The sequence below is a fragment of the Cuniculiplasma thermophilum genome (genome assembly GCF_052315355.1).
Classification (GTDB): domain Archaea; phylum Thermoplasmatota; class Thermoplasmata; order Thermoplasmatales; family Thermoplasmataceae; genus Cuniculiplasma.
The window spans coordinates 13,292-30,705 of sequence record NZ_JBLSDF010000023.1 but is presented as its reverse complement, the minus strand read 5'-3'; the positions used below and the strand labels follow the sequence as shown (position 1 = coordinate 30,705).

23 protein-coding genes are annotated in these 17,414 nt (G+C 38.1%); 13 read left to right on the top strand and 10 right to left on the bottom strand.

What is annotated here, in order from left to right; translation table 11 throughout:
- The first annotated feature begins 590 nt into the window (after window positions 1–590).
- The 3 genes from ACNF42_RS05480 (at window position 591) to ACNF42_RS05470 (ending at window position 1,740) form a co-directional block, all read left to right on the top strand.
- The gene (locus tag ACNF42_RS05480) at window positions 591–773 is read left to right on the top strand and encodes a transposase (RefSeq protein WP_443339646.1); all 183 of its coding nucleotides are present in this window, start codon (window positions 591–593) and stop codon (window positions 771–773) included.
- A gap of 243 nt (window positions 774–1,016) precedes the next feature.
- On the top strand, window positions 1,017–1,226 hold the full coding sequence (locus ACNF42_RS05475; RefSeq protein ID WP_443339644.1) for an IS3 family transposase: 210 nt from the start codon (window positions 1,017–1,019) through the stop codon (window positions 1,224–1,226).
- Between the two features lie 91 nt (window positions 1,227–1,317).
- Window positions 1,318–1,740 (top strand): integrase core domain-containing protein, encoded by a 423-nt coding sequence (locus ACNF42_RS05470; RefSeq protein ID WP_443339642.1) that lies wholly within the window; start codon window positions 1,318–1,320, stop codon window positions 1,738–1,740.
- Window positions 1,741–2,044: 304 nt separating this feature from the next.
- On the opposite strand, the gene ACNF42_RS05465 is transcribed toward ACNF42_RS05470, so the two are convergent.
- Window positions 2,045–2,665 carry a hypothetical protein gene (locus ACNF42_RS05465; RefSeq protein WP_443339641.1) on the bottom strand — a complete coding sequence of 207 codons (621 nt, stop codon included), beginning with the start codon at window positions 2,663–2,665 and terminating at the stop codon, window positions 2,045–2,047.
- A 64-nt stretch (window positions 2,666–2,729) separates the two neighbouring features.
- The gene (locus ACNF42_RS05460; RefSeq protein ID WP_443339639.1) at window positions 2,730–4,583 is read right to left on the bottom strand and encodes a hypothetical protein; all 1,854 of its coding nucleotides are present in this window, start codon (window positions 4,581–4,583) and stop codon (window positions 2,730–2,732) included.
- 317 nt (window positions 4,584–4,900) lie between these two features.
- Between ACNF42_RS05460 and ACNF42_RS05455 the strand changes: the two genes are divergently transcribed.
- From ACNF42_RS05455 to ACNF42_RS05445, 3 genes are all read left to right on the top strand, one after another.
- The gene (locus ACNF42_RS05455; RefSeq protein ID WP_443339638.1) at window positions 4,901–5,038 is read left to right on the top strand and encodes a hypothetical protein; all 138 of its coding nucleotides are present in this window, start codon (window positions 4,901–4,903) and stop codon (window positions 5,036–5,038) included.
- Between the two features lie 95 nt (window positions 5,039–5,133).
- Complete coding sequence (locus tag ACNF42_RS05450) at window positions 5,134–5,283, top strand: hypothetical protein (protein WP_443339637.1); 150 nt, start codon at window positions 5,134–5,136, stop codon at window positions 5,281–5,283.
- 84 nt (window positions 5,284–5,367) lie between these two features.
- Entirely contained in the window at window positions 5,368–5,691 is a 324-nt protein-coding gene (locus ACNF42_RS05445) for a methylated-DNA--[protein]-cysteine S-methyltransferase (protein ID WP_443339636.1), read from the top strand.
- A 41-nt stretch (window positions 5,692–5,732) separates the two neighbouring features.
- On the opposite strand, the gene ACNF42_RS05440 is transcribed toward ACNF42_RS05445, so the two are convergent.
- A complete protein-coding gene (locus ACNF42_RS05440; RefSeq protein ID WP_443339635.1) occupies window positions 5,733–6,734 on the bottom strand; it encodes a GHMP family kinase ATP-binding protein in 1,002 nt (333 codons plus the stop codon).
- 8 nt (window positions 6,735–6,742) lie between these two features.
- On the bottom strand, window positions 6,743–7,306 hold the full coding sequence (locus ACNF42_RS05435; protein WP_443339634.1) for a D-sedoheptulose-7-phosphate isomerase: 564 nt from the start codon (window positions 7,304–7,306) through the stop codon (window positions 6,743–6,745).
- 199 nt (window positions 7,307–7,505) lie between these two features.
- Here ACNF42_RS05435 and ACNF42_RS05430 point away from each other — a divergent pair, with 199 nt between their 5' ends.
- From ACNF42_RS05430 to ACNF42_RS05420, 3 genes are all read left to right on the top strand, one after another.
- Entirely contained in the window at window positions 7,506–7,718 is a 213-nt protein-coding gene (locus ACNF42_RS05430) for a hypothetical protein (RefSeq protein ID WP_443339632.1), read from the top strand.
- A 93-nt stretch (window positions 7,719–7,811) separates the two neighbouring features.
- A complete protein-coding gene (locus ACNF42_RS05425; RefSeq protein WP_443339631.1) occupies window positions 7,812–8,261 on the top strand; it encodes a D-glycero-alpha-D-manno-heptose-1,7-bisphosphate 7-phosphatase in 450 nt (149 codons plus the stop codon).
- A 118-nt stretch (window positions 8,262–8,379) separates the two neighbouring features.
- On the top strand, window positions 8,380–8,754 hold the full coding sequence (locus tag ACNF42_RS05420) for a hypothetical protein (RefSeq protein WP_443339629.1): 375 nt from the start codon (window positions 8,380–8,382) through the stop codon (window positions 8,752–8,754).
- Here the strand turns inward: ACNF42_RS05420 and ACNF42_RS05415 are convergent.
- Window positions 8,751–9,161, bottom strand: a complete 411-nt coding sequence (locus ACNF42_RS05415) for a helix-turn-helix domain-containing protein (RefSeq protein WP_443339628.1) — start codon at window positions 9,159–9,161, stop codon at window positions 8,751–8,753. The two genes, ACNF42_RS05420 and ACNF42_RS05415, sit on opposite strands and share 4 nt — an antisense overlap.
- A 106-nt stretch (window positions 9,162–9,267) precedes the next feature.
- On the opposite strand from ACNF42_RS05415, the gene trxA reads away from it, so the two are divergent.
- From trxA to ACNF42_RS05400, 3 genes are read left to right on the top strand one after another with little or no spacing between them, the layout of a single operon-like run.
- On the top strand, window positions 9,268–9,675 hold the full coding sequence (gene trxA / locus ACNF42_RS05410; protein WP_443339627.1) for a thioredoxin: 408 nt from the start codon (window positions 9,268–9,270) through the stop codon (window positions 9,673–9,675).
- A 1-nt stretch (window position 9,676) separates the two neighbouring features.
- Window positions 9,677–10,654, top strand: coding sequence for an NAD(P)/FAD-dependent oxidoreductase (locus tag ACNF42_RS05405; RefSeq protein WP_443339626.1), 978 nt, complete (start codon window positions 9,677–9,679; stop codon window positions 10,652–10,654).
- Window positions 10,651–10,983: a Rieske (2Fe-2S) protein gene (locus tag ACNF42_RS05400; protein WP_443339625.1), complete on the top strand. Its 333-nt coding sequence runs from the start codon at window positions 10,651–10,653 to the stop codon at window positions 10,981–10,983. Before ACNF42_RS05405 ends, ACNF42_RS05400 begins: the two co-directional genes overlap by 4 nt.
- A gap of 574 nt (window positions 10,984–11,557) precedes the next feature.
- On the opposite strand, the gene ACNF42_RS05395 is transcribed toward ACNF42_RS05400, so the two are convergent.
- A complete protein-coding gene (locus ACNF42_RS05395; RefSeq protein ID WP_443339624.1) occupies window positions 11,558–12,643 on the bottom strand; it encodes a tetratricopeptide repeat protein in 1,086 nt (361 codons plus the stop codon).
- Between the two features lie 104 nt (window positions 12,644–12,747).
- On the opposite strand from ACNF42_RS05395, the gene ACNF42_RS05390 reads away from it, so the two are divergent.
- Window positions 12,748–13,761 (top strand): cysteine synthase family protein, encoded by a 1,014-nt coding sequence (locus ACNF42_RS05390; protein WP_443339622.1) that lies wholly within the window; start codon window positions 12,748–12,750, stop codon window positions 13,759–13,761.
- Here ACNF42_RS05390 and ACNF42_RS05385 read toward each other — a convergent pair whose 3' ends face one another.
- The 4 genes from ACNF42_RS05385 to ACNF42_RS05370 are packed head-to-tail and all read right to left on the bottom strand — an operon-like array spanning window position 13,762 to window position 17,374.
- A complete protein-coding gene (locus ACNF42_RS05385; protein WP_443339621.1) occupies window positions 13,762–14,502 on the bottom strand; it encodes an enoyl-CoA hydratase/isomerase family protein in 741 nt (246 codons plus the stop codon). It lies immediately after the preceding gene.
- The gene (locus ACNF42_RS05380; RefSeq protein ID WP_443339620.1) at window positions 14,499–15,350 is read right to left on the bottom strand and encodes a 3-hydroxyacyl-CoA dehydrogenase family protein; all 852 of its coding nucleotides are present in this window, start codon (window positions 15,348–15,350) and stop codon (window positions 14,499–14,501) included. The genes ACNF42_RS05385 and ACNF42_RS05380 overlap by 4 nt, the downstream gene beginning before the upstream one ends.
- A complete protein-coding gene (locus ACNF42_RS05375) occupies window positions 15,350–16,519 on the bottom strand; it encodes an acetyl-CoA C-acyltransferase (RefSeq protein WP_443339619.1) in 1,170 nt (389 codons plus the stop codon). The genes ACNF42_RS05380 and ACNF42_RS05375 overlap by 1 nt, the downstream gene beginning before the upstream one ends.
- Before the next feature lie 39 nt (window positions 16,520–16,558).
- Window positions 16,559–17,374 carry a sulfurtransferase gene (locus ACNF42_RS05370; RefSeq protein ID WP_443339618.1) on the bottom strand — a complete coding sequence of 272 codons (816 nt, stop codon included), beginning with the start codon at window positions 17,372–17,374 and terminating at the stop codon, window positions 16,559–16,561.
- Between the last annotated feature and the right edge of the window lie 40 nt (window positions 17,375–17,414).

The following is a 17,414-nucleotide window of genomic DNA, read 5'->3' as shown; positions in this document are numbered from 1 at the left end:
TTCCATGAACTCCTTCACTGTCTTCCTTACAATCTCCGATATCTTTTTATCAAACTCTTCCATTATTCATTGCCTCCTTGGGTTGTTCTTAGGAGGCATCCTTTTATGTTTCATGAAATTTATCCATTGTTGATGGAGTTATTTCATTTGTTCTTACGCAAAATTCGGAATACTGTCTTTTTCAAACTAAGAGTGATTTTGTGAAATTTTTTAATTGATATTTCGACTATGCTAAACTTGGATTCAAACAGTTAATTTCTCTAATCTGAAGCAACTTTGTGGATATTTTTAATGTTTATTTAACTGGAGAAAAGGTTATAACTATTATTTAATTATAGAACGCATGGATAAAAAAAGAGAAATAAAAAATGATCTTAAAAGAGACCTTGATTTTTTTACTAACAATGATCCTATTGGAAAACTTGTTTATGAAATATTGGCAAAATTTTAAACACAGATTTTTATGAAATTTATTGAAAATTCAATTAAAATGATCTGAGCCATCATAGAACTGGAACACCGTGATGTTAATATATAAGTAAGAATAACATGAATAGCATGCAAAAGGCGGTTTTCACGATTATGGAGGTATCTTCATAAAATCAAAGTATTCCGCAGAGGAGAAGTTCCAGATAGTCATGGAGTCCTTCACCCATAATGTGACACAGGCGGAGATATTCAGCAGGCATGGCATATATCCTGTTCAGTTGATCAAGTGGAAAAATCAGTTCATACTTGGAGGAAAGGCAGCACTGGCCCAGAGAAGAAATTAGGATTCAAGGGATAAGGAGATCAATGACCTGAAGAAGATCGTTGGAGACCATTCACTGGTCATAGATGCTTTTAAAAAACGATCACGAGAACAAGATGATGGTTCTTGATGATCTGAAGGATCAGATTCCTTTCATGGAGAGATCTAAAGAATATCCGGAATATCACTGTCCGCATATTATTACAAACCAAGGAAGAGGCATGTTGACCGGATTGATCCATCGCTCAAATAGAGGAACAGGGATATCGCCTCTGAAAGGCCGACATATGGTTACAGGAGAGTATGGGAAATACTAAGGAATCATAGAACAAGGGTGAACCAGAAGACTGTCAGGAAAGTACTCAAGGAAGGAAATCTGAGGCTTCCTGCTTCACAGCACAGAGGAAGAGCAAAGTCAAGAAATCTCTTCAAACCAGTTAAACCGGATCAGCTGTGGGAGACCGATATAACATAAATTCCCACAGAGTCTGGAATGACATATCTCATGTGCATCAAGAACTGCTTCCCCAAGGAATGGCAGGGAATACAATTATTCCCGATCCTGCATGGCAAGGGATGCCATAATATCCGTGGAGAATGCTGTTCTCATGGCATTCAACGGAACAGTTCCAGAGGGTTTGGTACTCAGAACAGACAATGGACCACGGTGTATCTCCCATGAGTTCAGGAATTCAATGAAGCTACTTGGAATAAGACTTGAATATATCCAGAAACACACTCCGGAGGATAATGGGGATATTGAATCGTTCCACAATTCAATCAAGACAGACTATATCTGGCCCAATGAGTTCATGGGCTTCCATGATGTCTCCACTGCCATTGGGAAAGCATTCACGGACTACAATAAATGCACGCCGCATTCATCCATTGATTATCTTCCTCCAAGGGAGTTCAGGAGGAAGTTCCTAGATGATCCGGCGCTCAGGGAAAGATTCGGGGAGAAAGAAGTTGAGGTGAGACTAAATTAATAATGAAGAAAAGTGTTCCAAATTCTGCTGGGCCAGATCAATTTCATAATTACGCAGGATATGAGAAATTGCATAAGACTTGTTAGATTAGTATTTCCACCTCTAAAAAACACGATAATATTTCAGAGGAGTTAGGAGTAAATGTAAGTAGATCAAACCGATTAGTCTGTCAATAGAAACGAAAAGGGAACCAATAAAATAAATCCTGATGTAGAAAATCTAAAGCAAAGGAAATGTAAAGCACTATTAACTCAGTAAGGACAAATAGGAGCATAATAAAATAATGGTAATATTTAAAGAAATTTTAGAAAGTATCACACTCCATTATATATATCCAATCAGGTAGGTCCTTTTCCTTCATTTTTATACGTTTCCCGTTAAAATGAAACAACTCAAAAAAGAAAACTGGAGTAACACATACGCAGTAGGACTCATTGTAAAAGTGATCTGGTGGATCAACCTGAGTTATATTTTGTGGAACAGGGAAGTTCAAATAGAGATATTTGTTAATCTTTCCTTCAGGTACACATGAATTATAACTGGTCAGTTTGAATTTTCCAACAGTGATGCTGGCCTTGATCACATAAAAGGATAAATTTGTGTATGGAGAGGAGAATGTTTCATTTGTATACGACAAGATTATCCCAAGGCATGTTGAACCCTCAGGTGTATAGATAAAATTGGGTGCGTTACTGCTTAAATCAAATGTCACTGAGTAATCATTACCAGATTGGATAATGACATGGGTCTCATATGTGATGTTATTTTTGCCTTCCAAGCTTGAGGTAGTTATTGATCTCGGCATTACTCCATAAGGAACAGGAGCTGATGATGGTGTTGTTATTATTTCATAACCAATCATCGAAGTGAAAAATAAAAGTGAGATCAATATAGCTGCAACAACATTTTTCTTAGAACCTCTCACCTATTCACCCTCCTTATCGTCATCAAAGCTGATAATGTCCCTCTTCCTTAATATTAACTGTATTTTATGCATTTTTAGTCACTTCCTCTGGAAGATATACAGTTACAGAATATGATCCAGTGTATAGATTGGGAAATTTATTAAAGCAATCATCCTTGGTTTCGTTGAATATTGAAAAGACCATTGTATACTGGAAAAAGTCAACTACATAAGGGGTAGTTGCTTTATTATCATGGGCTTGTACAGTTATTCCATCTCCAATTTGAAATAGATATGATGGTTTAAATTTATAACACACGCCTCCCCAAGAAATATCATATTTGATTCCAAGGGGACAGTAATAATATTGAATCAATGGCGAGTGTGGAAAACTCAATATTTTAAAACCTGCGTTCTGAGTATAGCTTAAATTCATCGGTAGAGATTGAGGCTTATTGAAGTTACTTCCCTGACAGAAAGTAAATGGGTTAAGGGTACCACCTAACGCAAAAAGTGCTGCTGTTGATCCATCAGTCAGCGTCGATGCAACTGAAAAGGCTGCCATCCACAAAATTTTTTCCCAAGTTGTCCAGGAATTATTCTTGTAATTCTGGTATGCACTACAATACACATATTGCTGAACTTTGCAGGCTGAGTTACTCAAATATTGTGGTGTTTGTCCCAGTGTGTTTCCAGTATAATTGAAATACATTGCCATACTGTTTACTTCATAATCATTATTCAGTGTGGCAACACCTGGCATTAATTCTGCCTTTGAAGTGGCAGAAGGCTTCAGACAACTTGCCAAATGTACACTACCGAAAATTTCACCTACTATTCTACCATCAGAATTGTAAATTGGTTTCATTGCCCCACCAACATAGTCAAGATTAGGATAAGAATAGGCACATTCTGTATTATCATATTCTACGAAACAATGGCCCGCTGAACCCTGAAAATCCCAATACCCATCATAATTTACTGCTATGCCGAATTGTTCCCATTCCCCTATATAATTCGGTATAATTTGCACACTATATGGTCCATCATGATCTACCTTCATAGAACCAATTTGATAATAATAGTAAGAGGGATCTGCAATAAAAAATCCTACCATGGCTGCTTTGTAAGAACCCATAGAAATGATGGAGAAATCAAGAATGAAAGTCTGTGAACCATTGATAAAAACCGAAGGGTATGAATTACCTATTTTAAAATATCCAATAACTGGGCTCAATCCTGGACCTCCACCTCCTCCTCCACCCAAAATTTTCATGGGCTTTATTAGAGGATCTACTGTATATGTTTCGTTCTTAAAGAGCGTGATTGGTCCAAAGGGAAGCGAAATGACATTTGATTTCGCAGAATGAAATATAAGCCCTGAGTGAAATAGATTCGAATCATCTGCCCAGTTTACATTCACACTCCTATCACTTAATTCATAAGTATTTTGACTCATTGTAATAATGCCATAACTCTGCGTGAACTTTATTTTCTTCGATATATCAGATCCAATGGCAATATTGTAATAAGATCCTGATTTCATCACAAATATGGGTGAAATTCTTAAACTATTCCCCGTGTTTTTGATCGCAATACTGGCATCAATTCCTGAATTGGTAAAAGAGTAAATTTCAGATCCCTTTAATCCTTCACCCTGAAATTGCTCTACAACAGAATTCTGATGGGGTGTAGCGACCCTAAAAATAGATATAAAATGGAGGGAGAAAAAGGAGGACGTTGCAAGATTGAGTATTTTCCATTCAACATCATGATAACTCTTTCCGAATTCGACCCCGGTCCAGATTCTTGAAGGAAACAAAGTCATATTATCATATGTACACTCTTTTGAAAATTGATTCTCATCCGCTAAATTTAACCCTGAAAAAGATAAAGGCATAAGAACACTCAAAACTGCTCTTATGATTCTTATCTTCATTGAGTTAAAATAGTAAATAAGCTATTTAAATTTTATCAACTAATATATTGATTATGAATTCTATTAACATTTACTAAAGTTCCTTAAAATTTATTCATGAAGCTTGCGTTTTACTGTATAAGTGACCCGTTTAAAAATGCTTTAAAAGAGAAATACAACTCAATGAGGATAAATGAACCATTAACGTTTGTAAATGTCAAAGCCGTTTCATAATTGTGCATTTTCGCAGGAATAAAAATGACCCCTATCGCCGGTTTAATTTTGACCCCTGTCCATGCCATGACAGTGGTCTGAGTTGTATGATCCGGAAGTGGAGAATGATACGCAATATGAAAGAGAAAGGAATGATCATTAAGTCAATAGCCATGGAACTGAATATATCCAGGAACAGTGTCAGGGAATATATGAAATCAGAATCATTGGTTAAAGTAAATAGAAAGAAAATCAAAGCTTGATCCAAAAGGGGCATAATTAATAATTATTTCAAGGGGTAGCAAGAACACATTAGTATTGCTTTATAAGATTAAATTATTTATAAGGTCTACTGTTCATGGAACCTTTACTAAATAAGGCTAAGACTATGAATGATAAATATCAGGATGATCAGAGTGATGATTGTATGAAAGAAAGTCTGATGTTGCTTGTTACCAGATCGAAAATATGGGAAGATAATATATTCAAAATATTTCTGAACGATTGAAAATGCTGAAATAATTTCGTCCTCAAGAGGAATAATGCCACGTTGGGATCAAACAGTTTTAATTTGATCTACCGATAAAGCATCATGGAAAGTGGAAAGGGGTACAATAAAAATGAAATAGAGCAAATTCTCACTGGTCTAAATTTGACAGAATTTCAGAAAGAGGTATTGATGTATGTTTATGAAATCCCAAAGGGCGAAACAAGAACTTATAAACAGGTTGCAGAGGCAATAGGTCACGATAAGGCCTACCGTGCAGTTGGAACGGTTCTTAAAAACAATCCACTGGCACCAATAATCCCATGTCATAGAGTAATTAAAAGTAACGGTGAGTTGGGAAATTACTCCGGAACTGGAGGAACTGCACGGAAGGAATCACTATTGCGCAAGGAGGGTGCAATAAAATAAGTGTGCTTTCTGAAATATGATTCTTATTCAGAGATTTATTCTCATTCGAGGTAAACTATTCTGGATCCTAAATTCTCTATCTTGAACCTGTGTCTTACAAGACCATTCATTGCTTTCTCTATTTTATCGTGATACTCCAGGGGGGCCGAAAATATGAGGAATCCTCCGCCACCTGCTCCCATTAATTTTCCACCCTCTGCACCTGCCTGCATGGCCTTTTCATAATATTTATCGATGATATCATCTGTTATTCCTGTAGTCAGTTTCCTCTTGATTAGCCAGTTCTCATGCATTAATTCTCCCAGGCGATCAAATTTCTTTTCCTTAAGTGAGTTATAAGTTTCATAGGCGAGATCTCTCATTCTGCTGTATTCATTGACCATCTCCGAAACTTGTTTAGACTGGCTTTTATGGATGGTTGCTGACTTTCTTTCAATCCCAGTATAGAAGATCATGAGTCTTTCATTGAGTCTATCCAAATCCTCTCCACGGAGTGGAATACGTGAAAGATTTACATTGTTATCAGGGAAAAATTCCATCAATTGAATCCCACCAAAGGCGGATATATACTGATCCTGTTTTCCTCCAGGCTCGGAAAGAATATTTCTTTCAATATCTACTGCCTCTTCAGCTATTTTTTTCGGAGATACAGTTTCTCCCTCCCAGGTGTGAAGGGCATTCAAAAGGCCCACAAGAAAGGAGCTGCTGGATCCCAACCCAGTTCCTCCTGAAGGTATTTCAGTTATGCTTATTATCTGGATACCTGTATCTATATTTAATAGTTTCAAGGCCTCTCTGACAGTTGGATGTTGAATATCATTAACATTTTTTATTGCATTTTCTGTTTTTGAATAACTTACTCTTATCTCATCAGACCTGAAGTTTTTGGCAATAGTAACATAAATGTACCTATCAACAGTGGCGGAAACAACGGCTCCCGGACCATAATTTCTATAATACTCTGGCAAATCAGTTCCTCCACCTGTAAAGGTGATTCTTAGTGGTGTTCTTGAAGTTACAATTCTAAATCCTGCATCATTCATAGGATCACTTAAATGTTATCCTCTACTATCTTAGAGACTATATGCCCTATTGCTATGGTTGATTCCTGTATGTAGGATGTTCTGTTACTTGGTATTTTTATTATATTTCCTTCATCTATAAGTTCACCTAATTTGCCCCCACCTGATCCGGTTATTGCGAATAAACTGCACCCCATTTCCTTCGCTTTTTCAACGGCCTTTACTACATTTACAGAATTTCCACTTGTGCTTAATGCTATTATCAGGTCCCCGGGCTGAGCAAAAGCCTCTATCTGCCTTGAAAAGGTATCAGCGTAACTGTAATCATTTCCTATTGCAGTTATGGATGATGAATTACCATGCAGGATCATTGCTGGAAGTGGTCTTCTCTCCTTTTCGAATCTCCCTACAAATTCAGCAGCAATATGCTGGGCATCTGCTGCACTCCCTCCATTTCCAAATACTATAATCTTATGGCCATTTTTAAAAGTCTCGCTTATACAATTTCCGAGGTTTAGGATTTTACTGGTGTCCAGATTGTTTCTTATTTTTGATCCTTCATCAAGATATTTTTTAATTCCTTCAACATCCATAGGCCATTATTGGCATCTAAAATATTATGATTACTAATAAATTTAGAAAGCATCATTGTTTTATTGAATTTGTTGCGGAATTTCATTGTATTACAATCCTCTTGATGAGGTAAAATTTAAATGAGAATAGGAAGATTCCATATTGATAGGAATGACAAAAAAATCAATAAGACCGAATATAAACCTGGATAAGATATGGATGAAAGACGAAGAATGGAAAGGAACCACAATTGGAATACCACTCAATAAGGAAAAGGCCATAATTCTAGCCAGGGAACTTTTAGAAGCAGTAGAATCTTCAGGAGACTCAACAATCCAGATGACCATATTTCCTAAGAGAAAACACCCTACGATAACAATTTCCTTTGATCAGGTTGATACTTTAAGAGAAACCCCATATGATGACCAATAATTCTCATCATGATAATTGGAGTTATAGATAAAATATTGATAAATGCAAAACTGTGATCAGTTAGCTTAATTTCCTACGGATACATAATAAACTGTGAAGAATAAAGCCTTATTCGTTGACAGGGATGGAACAATTAACCGTGACTGTCCATACTGTAAGGACCCATCGCAGATCGTACTTTACGACGACGCCATAGACATTATGAAAGATTTTCAAAACAAAGGATATCTCATAATAATTGTCACAAATCAATCGGGAATTAACAGGGGATATTTTACCATAGAAGAGTTCAAGAAATTTCAGGAAGCACTTCTTGAAATGCTCCTTAAACGAGGGGTGAATGTTTTTGATACATTTTACTGTCCGCACAGGCCGGACGAAAAATGTAAATGCAGAAAACCTGAAACGGGAATGATTGAGGATGCAGCTAAAAAATACCATATAGACATAGGCGAATCCATTATCATGGGCGACCGAGACGATATGGAAGGAGAAATAGGAAGGAAATTAGGAATGAAGTATATAATCCTGAACCGTAATTGAATTGATCAAATCTGAATTTCCTTAACCTTATAGTTACGATGCTTTAAAATTTAAAATTTCGCATAAAATAAAATCTATTTAAGAATAATTTTATAAATTCGAACCTATTACCGGATGGATGTCTGAAATAGGGACTATTAGGTATTTGCTTGCCCTTGTTGGTGGAGTCATTTCATTTTTGAGCGGAGTGCTTGTTCTAATACTGGGAATTATAGGTGGCGCACTATCATCTGTTTTGGTATTTTCACCTGTTGCAATGGCGGGAGTTGTTGCGGCTGCTGGATTCATTGTAATTATCATTTATGCTCTTGTAATTATGTTCCTCTCATACGCTATCATAAATTACGCAGGAGAACTGAAAAGCAGCAGAAAAAACAAAGAAGTATATGGGATTCTGATTCTCCTGTTCAGCATAGTTCTGTTCTTTATGGGAGGCGGTTATGAAATTGGGCCCATTCTGTCAGGAATTGGAGGTCTACTTATCATACTTTAATTTTCTCCTTTATTAATAATATAACTCTTTCTTGAATTAAGTTCAGAAATTAAATCATTGAGTAATTTTTCCATACCCCTAGTCAGGGAAATTATCTTTTCCTTCATTAAACCAGTCAGTTTCTCTACTGAAAGTAAGCTGTATACAAAATAATATCCACCATCTCTTAGCGTTCGCACATCACGAACGGCTATGCCTGAATTTACCAGTCTTTGGAGAGATCTATAAACAGTGCTACTTTCTCGTCCCGTAATATCTGATATTTCTGAGACAGTCTTCCAGATTCCCTCATCCAGGGAATAAAAAACTATTACGTCCGTTGGTCCAAGGCCAAATAGAGTTTCCAATAAATCTGAGCAGCAGGCTATCTCAGAATTAATTTTAGAGGACAGGTTATCCCGGGACATAAGATGCAAATACTGTAAGATATTTAACGGTTTTGCTTGTTTTTGGCAAAACCATAAAATACTTAAACCGGTATTAAATAACAGATTGAGTCTTGGAGTGATTCCGATGGATGACGACGCTGAATTAGAAAGAATAAGAAAGCAGATGATGGCCAGGATTCAAAATGAAAGTGTTAAAAAGGAGGTTAAAAATATGAAACCGATAGAATTAACAGACAGCACGTTTGCTGATGCAGTAAAGAAGGAAAAGATACTGGTAGTTGACTTTTGGGCATCCTGGTGTGCCCCTTGCAGATTCCTTTCTCCAATTATAGAGGAACTGGCAAAGGATTATGCGGGTAAAATAACATTCGGGAAAGTTGATGTAGATGCCAACCCAAGAGTAAGTGCTTCATTCAACATAAGCAGCATTCCAACCGTAATGATGTTTAAGGATGGAAAGGTTGCAGATGTTAGCATTGGAGCTGTTCCCAAACAGATGCTTGAAACAAAATTAAAAAGGCTGATGAATTAAAATGAAGTATGATGTGATAGTTATAGGGGGAGCATTTGCCGGATTAACCGCTGCCATATACTCTGCCAGGCAAGGTATGAAAACCCTGGTTCTGACAAAGGATATAGGGGGTCAGGGGCTTTTAACAAACGACATACAGAATTTCCCAGGCTTCACATCAATATCTGGTTTTGATCTGGCAAATAAATTCCAGGAACAGGCATCATTGTATGGCACCGAATTCGTCTATGATGAAGTGACAGGTATAGAAGACAGGGAAGGGCAATTCCTTGTGAAGACCAGGGAGGAGTCATATGAGGCTGATTCTGTGGTCCTTGCATTTGGGAAAACCCCAAGAGATCTTAATGTACCTGGGGAAGAGAAGTACAAGGGCAGAGGTGTTTCATATTGTTCCATATGTGACGGCCCATTGTACAGAAATAAGGAAGTGATGGTTGCAGGTGCAGGAGATCATGCACTTCAAGCAGCCCTCTATCTGGCTACAGTAGCATCGAAAGTATATGTGCCACAGAAAGGTAACAGAATTTCCGGATCTGAGGATATGATTAACGATGCCAAAGCTCTAGAAAACGTTGAATTCATTTATGAATCTGAGGTTTCTGAAATCAAGGGCGAAAAAACCGTAAGTTCAGTCATTCTTAAAAATAAGTCAGGGAATACAACAGAGGTACCTGTGAGGGCGGTATTCGTTGAAATGGGATACGTTGCAAAGACATCAATGTTAAAGGGCTTTGTTGATATGAATAAAGACGGCGAAGTTCTCATTGATATGAATGGAGCAACAAGTCATCCGGGAGTTTTTGCAGCCGGAGATGTGACAAATATCCCGTACAAACAGGCAATCATATCAGCAGGTCAGGGTTCTGTTGCTGCACTTTCTGCTATCAACTATATACATAGGAAACGCGGGAAAGGTGCCATGAAGTCAGACTGGAAGTACATTCCTACAGGGAAAAAAGAGGAAAAACTTAGGATATGAAAATACAGATAAACCCAGACAATTTCGATTCAAAAGGAAGGCAGAGAATTCAAATGGATTCTCTGGATATTACAATTTTGAAAAAAAATAACAATTATTTAGCGTTCCAATCCAAATGTCCTCACAAGGGTGGACCATTATTTTTGGGAAAGTTGATTGGCGAAAATGGCCTTATGTGTCCATCTCATCACATAATTTTTGATATTGATAGTGGTGCTGTGCTGGAGAATCCAATTCCCGAAAGTATGGGAGAATATAGAAAATGTGATTCCTTAAGGATCATTCCTGTGAAAATCAATGACGGCTCTATTTTTATTGAGGTAAGTTGACCAAACCTTTTAAATAATTAAATATTATAGGACAAAACTAATATATTAATCCCCTATCTCAAGTTCATTTTACCGGACATATGAAACCTGTGAAATAATTCCTATAATATTCTGAACCTGATCCAACAATAGGTGAAATTATTCACCTGACATGACATATATTTCCTGAAACATAAATCGGAGGATACTATCAGGAATGCAATTGAAACAACAGTTAAGGCAAATAATAATGAAGAATATCCATATGATTATTTCATGATCATCCATTCCTGAAATGTCCTGGAGATCCATATGAGAACTGAAGTCCATTTTTACTTTCATAACCTCCAGGTGGTTGGTGCTTATCTTTAAGGGAAATATTTACACATGCTTCATTCCTGTTGCCTTATTTTAAGGACCGAAGGGGGTAAATGAAATTTTCAATCTCCTATGGCAATTAAATCCACTGCTGAATCTCTAACTCTCTCTAACACCATCGTATCAAAGCGTTCAAAAAAGTCCTATAGTGGTATATGGACTTTATGTAAAAGATAAATGGAAAAATATATCTTATTAAGAGGTACAAAGAGTATATTTAGAGTTTATATTTTTTCTTGTTCCTTCTCCACCATATTCTGTCCAGATAACTTCTAACGATCTCATCCTGGAACTCTTTCTCCAGAAGATTATTGAAGATCTGTTCAGCAAGATCCATTTTATCTAATTTATACAGACATATAGCCTCATGGAGTGCCGCCTCTTCGTCTTCTTCAATTTCCTGAGCTTTCCTGAAGGATTCAGTTGCCTTTTCAAAATTATCCATTGATTCCAGAATTTTTCCCTTTATGATATAAGCGTCCTTTGCATCTTCATCCAGGGCCAGAGCAGCTTCAATTTTCTCAAGAGCTCTTTCATAGTTGCCACGATCTAAATAAAATTCTGCAATATCCATTAGTGGTTCTGGATCATCCTGGGAAATTTCCACAGCCTTGTTGTAATACTTTTCCGCAAGCTTCTCGTCGTCAAGTTCGTCAAGTAATGAGCCTAGGTCCAAATAGAAGGCGGGCTGTTCGTCATCAATGGATATACATTCCATTATGTATTTGAGGGCATCTGCAATTTTGTCCAGTGCAATGGAATCCCTGAAAAGCATGTATGCAACTTCCAGATTTTGAGGATCCGCCTTTATGATATCCTTCAGGATTTTCACACTTTCCTCGATCTTCCCATCATTTTCCAGTATTCTGCAAAAGTTAATTCCATACTCCGGATTGTTTCCGTTCTTGTATGCAATCTCCGCTTCAATTAGAGCTTTTTTAGATTCACCCATATTATCATAAATGTTACTCTTAACATAATGAGCCTCAACCATGTCTTTCTGCTTCAAAACTTCATTTACCAGGGTCATACTCTTTTTCATATCACCAAGTGCCATTAGAATGGACGCATATTGCAATGCCAATTCGGGCTTATTCTTATCAAGAGAATATGCAGTTTCAGAATGAGTTTTTGCCTTTTCAAGCTCACCCATCTCAACGTAAGCTTCAGAAGCAAGTGAAAATGCATCTGCCCTGGATGAATCCATCTCTATGGCTTTTAGGAAGTATTCCAGACTTTTCTCATATTCTCCTGAGGATAGTAATTCAAAACCCTTACCTATCTGCTCTTCGTATGTCGTCAAATTAATCGATGTGTTATGCATAGTACATTATTATACCTTGTTAAACGAAATCCTAAATGAATAAATGGTGAAATCGATTTATTTCTCAATAGTATATGGGGACAATGGAACTCCAGAGTAAAATGGGTCTTTGCAGGGTAATAACAGAGAAATTCTATGCCAGGGGTTACGGAAACACGCCCCTGATGGTCTTCCAATTCCCCAATAATTCCCAGGTTATTGCAAAGGCCGAATGGTTCAACCCTTCAGGCTCAATCAAATCAAGAGCAGCCTTCTTCATGGTTATGGAAAAGATTCTTGAAAATGATCAAAACCTTCATAAGACTTTTGTTGAAGGCACCTCAGGGAATACAGGTATAGCAATAGCTGAAGTATGCAGAACATTGGGAATTAAATCAAAAATAATCATCCCGCCTGGAACCATGGAAGAGACGGTTAAAAAACTCAGGGAAACTGGAACAGATCTTGTTATTACTGATGAGGACACCAAAACAACAAGTACTGAGAAGGCCATTCAAACGGCTCTTTCACTCAGCGAAGATTATCCTCATGAATATGTAAGTTTACATCAACATGCAAACCCACTGAATTGGATGTCACATTACTGTACAACCGGCCCAGAAATAAGAAGAAACTTTAAAAAAAGGATCGATTTTGTTGCCATTGCCATGGGTACAGGAGGTTCCATAATTGGTTTGAGCAAATTCTTCAAGGAAGTAGATGAAAGCAACAATATAATGGTTCAGGTGGATGAAGGTTCATATATTCAGGGAATAAGAAATTATAACAAAGCAAAGGACAAAAAGATAATTGTTGACAACCTGTCATACATAGATTCGATCAGCACAGTCTCAGCGGAAGATGCGAGATATGGTATAAAGGAACTGGCAGAGGCATACGGTGTAATGCCTGGTTTTTCCTCCGGTTCTAATTTCATTGCTGCAAAGAGAATTGCCCTTGCTAATCCTGGTTCTGTTGTTTTGACAGTCTTTCCCGACAGCGCCGAAAAATACGCAGGCTTATATGAAAGGCTCGGCATAATCAATAGGAAATTAATCGAAGGAATGGACTTCAGAGACCTCTCAAAATTAAAGGGAGATCTGACTGTTGTGAGATAATTACTTTGTGTTGAAATTGGCCTTTCTTTTTTCCAGAAATGCCCTGGCTCCTTCTTTCTGGTTGGAAGTGTTGAACAGGTTTGCAAAATATTCCTTTTCAAGTTCAAATCCGGAATCCGGAGCTTTCCTTATTAATTCCTTTATGCTGGTAAGAGCCTCTATTGGCAGTGACTCATATTCCTTTGCAACTGATATTGCACTCTTAAGATATTCTTCACTTATCTCATTGATTAATCCATAATTCAGTGCATCCTGTGCATTTATCCTTTTCCCCCTTGATATGAGATCAAAGGTAAGGGATTCTCCCGCAAGCCTTAAGAGTCTCTGAGTACCACCAAAACCTGGAAGTACCCCCAGGGTTACCTCAGGAAGACCAAGAATTGTTGCAGGATGAGCAACTCTATAGTCGCAGGCCAGTGCCAGTTCGAATCCTCCGCCCAGTGCAAATCCATGGATGGCTGCGATAACCGGCATTTTTCTGGTCTGAATGAAATTCATCACATCGTGGCCCTTCTGGGCAAAATTATAGGCATCACCTGGGGATAGATTCAGAAATAGGGAAATATCTGCACCTGCACTGAATGCCCTGTTATTTCCGTATATGACTCCTATCCTGTTCTCATCCTTTAAGGCTTCCCCTATTTCCTCTATGGTTTCAATATCCAGTGGGTTTGTACTCTTTTCCCTGTTTATCATGATTTTAAGAATTCTCCCATCTTCCTCCACATTTATATTTTTCAATTTTTCTTCACCTCGTATTCATAAAAGCCCTTACCACTCTTTCTTCCCAGCTTTCCAGAATCAACAAGGTTCTTCAGAGTTATGGGAGGTTTAAATGCAGGGTTCCCGAAATCTCTGTAAAGAACTTCCATGATATCATAGCAAACGTCAAGTCCTATGAAATCTGCCAGTTCCAGAGGCCCCATGGGATGATTCATACCAAGTCTGAACGTTTTATCAATATCCTGCGGTGAAGCAATACCCTGCTCATATGTCAATATGGCTTCCCTTATGAGAGGCATGAGTATTCTGTTTGATATAAATCCTGGAAAATTCTTTGAAAATACTGGATCTTTGCCGACCGATTTCAATAGCTCAATTGTTTCATCAACTATTTTCCTGGAAGTAAACTCAGAGGGAACTATTTCTACCAGTGACATTATGGGCACAGGGTTGAAGAAGTGGATACCTAAAAATCTTTCAGGGTTCTTTAAACTCCTGGATAGAACATCTATGGAAATGGAGGATGTGTTGGACCCTATAACAGCGTCTTCAGAAACCGAAGATGAAATCTTCTGCAACGTCTCCATCTTTATATCCAGTCTCTCAAATACTGCCTCAATAACCAGCTGGCAGTTCTTCAGTGATTCCGGGTCACTGAGAAATTCAATTCTATCTAATATTGTTTGAGGTTCTTCACTTATTTTTCCCTTGTTCTTTAAACGCTGAAGGGAATTGAGAATATCCTTTCTGGCAAAGTTAAGTGCCTCAGGTGATATATCTATTATTATGACATTATGGCCGCTCTGGGCAAATACCTGGCCTATTCCTCTTCCCATGGTTCCTGCCCCAACAACACCCACATTCATCAGAACACCTCCACTGTCATTGTATGCCCACCACCGCCTCCGTGGCACAGGGTTGCAAGTCCTTTCTCCATTTTATTGCTTCTGAGGGCATTAATCAGGGTTACGACAATTCTGGAACCACTGTCACCAAGTGGGTGACCTAATGCTATGGCCCCTCCGTATATATTGAATTTATCATTATCGATACCTAATTCGTCACGAACTATGATAGAAGCTGCGGAAAATGCTTCATTATGCTCAAAGAGATCAAAATCCTTTATTGACCAGCCTTTTTTCTCCAGTAATTTTTTGGTTGCTGGTATTGGGGCTTCCACAAAATCTCTGGGATCAAGAGATGCTGAACTGAAACCTGTGATTTTGCCTATTGGCTTTATTCCATATTCATTTACAGCTTTACTTGAAACAAGAACTAGGGCTGAAGCACCATCAGATATTTGGGAAGAGTTACCTGCTGTATGAAGGCCGTCTTCATTGAAAGCGGGTGGCAACCTGGCAAGGGATTCCATGTCAGTTTTTCTTATTCCCTCATCCTTGTCCAGTTGCTCAAGCTTAACAATTTCCTTTGCAAAGAGACCACTTTCAGTGGCCTTGAAGGCCCGGGTCTGACTCTCCATGGAAAATTCATCGAGTTGCTCCCTTGTCAGATTATATTTTTTAGCAGTCTTATCGGCATAATAGCCCATGGAATAACCGTAAAATGCGTCCTTAAGTCCATCATTGAAAAGGGAATCCGTGAAACTTTCACTTTCGTTGAACATATTCTTTACACCCCACCTGAAAGAACTTGAAACGAGGTATGGGGTTCTGCTCATACTTTCAGTTCCTCCCGCAACGATTATGTCTCTTTCCCCTAGCATTATTTCACGGGATGCATTTTCCATCGCAAGCATTCCCGAAGCACATACGACGTTAACCGTATTCTTTGTCACTGTATCTGGTAGGCCTGCAATGTGGGCACATTGGCCCGCTAAATTTTGCCCATTACCGGCCTGAATTACATTACCAAAGAGTACTTCTTCAACTAAATCAGGTTTTATTCCTGAGGCCTCAACAGCAGCCTTGATTGCCTGACCTCCAAGATTTGCAGCACTCACGTTCCTAAGGGATTTGCCAAATTTTCCAATAGGAGTCCGAAGTGCGGAAGCAATATATACATCATTATCCGGCATAATCCATGATATGTTCCTGTCTTATATTTTTTCGATCCTTTATTTACCGTCATCTTTTTCTATGGGGTTCTCCTTGAAGGATATCCAGTCACTGTAACTCCCCACATAGAGCATGGGAGACATCCCAAGGGAATCCATTACAAAATAGTTAATACAGGATGTCACGCCTGAACCGCAATACATCACCGGCCTCTTATCTACTTCTCTGAATATTTTTCGAAGTTCTTCCTCACCTTTGAATTGAGATCCATTCATAAGTTCAAGATAAGGTATGTTTACTGATCCCGGAATTCTTCCCGGGATTTTATCTATTGGTTCGCTTTCGCCCCTGTATCTGTAATTCTCCCTGGCATCAATTAGTTCAATTTTATCCCTGTTTTCCCATATGAATCTATGGTCCGCAACAAGATCTTTCCTTATCCTTGGCGAAATTTTCCCTTTTAAATCAGGAATCCTTTCGCCCTTTTCCAGTTCACCTCCGGAAGATACCCATGCTTCAATGCCACCATCCAGGATATAGCAGTTATCGTGTCCTATGTACTTTAAGAGAAACCACATTCTTGCTGCGCCTGAAAGATTGTCGTCATAACACACAACCATTGAGTTATCATTCAGACCTGTGGATTCAAGTTTTTTGGTAAAAACACTCATATCTGGAAGGGGGTGCCTCCCTCCATGCTCTCTCACCTCTGATGCCATATCCTTGTTGAGATCAAAGAAAAACGCCCCTGGAATGTGACCTTCCATGTATTTATTGTATCCCCACTCCGGTTCAGTAAGGCGGTATCTGCAATCATATACTATTACTCTACTCATCATTTCTTTTAAATCATTAGTAGACACTAAGTATTTCATTGAGTTAGAATTAGAGTTTTATATTTAAATGTTGAAGAGA